The sequence below is a fragment of the Microbulbifer hainanensis genome, from assembly GCF_014904735.1.
Lineage (GTDB): Bacteria > Pseudomonadota > Gammaproteobacteria > Pseudomonadales > Cellvibrionaceae > Microbulbifer > Microbulbifer hainanensis.
The window spans coordinates 1-364 of record NZ_JACZCR010000067.1; the positions used below are offsets into that span (position 1 = coordinate 1).

The 364-nt window shown below is 55.5% G+C and carries 1 protein-coding gene; it reads left to right on the forward strand.

The genetic code is table 11. The features are described 5' to 3' along the window. Positions 1 to 364 (forward strand): hypothetical protein (locus IG168_RS20350; protein WP_226877194.1); only part of this gene is annotated, 364 nt, incomplete at both ends.

A 364-nucleotide genomic window follows, 5' to 3' on the forward strand; every position in this document is an offset into this window, starting at 1 on the left:
GTGGCTCGATGATGCTGACGAAGAAGAGCGCTCTGCGTTCTACGAAGAACTGTACTGCCTTATGCGTGATGCTCCGATCATCGGCATCGCCTGCGTCGTTGATCGTCCCGGTTATAACCACCGATATTATGAACGGTACGGTCGCCGGCCCTGGGATCTCTGCAAAACCGCGTTCGCTGTCGCCGTAGAAAGAGCCGCAAAGTGCGCAATTGAGCGCGGCAGAAAGCTCAACGTATACCCTGAGCGATGCAACAAGCCGGAAGATCGATTGCTCCGTGCCTACTTCGAATCATTGAAATCCGAGGGCATGCCGTTCGACACGTCCAACTCGGGGAAATATGGACCGCTGACGCCGGAGCAATTC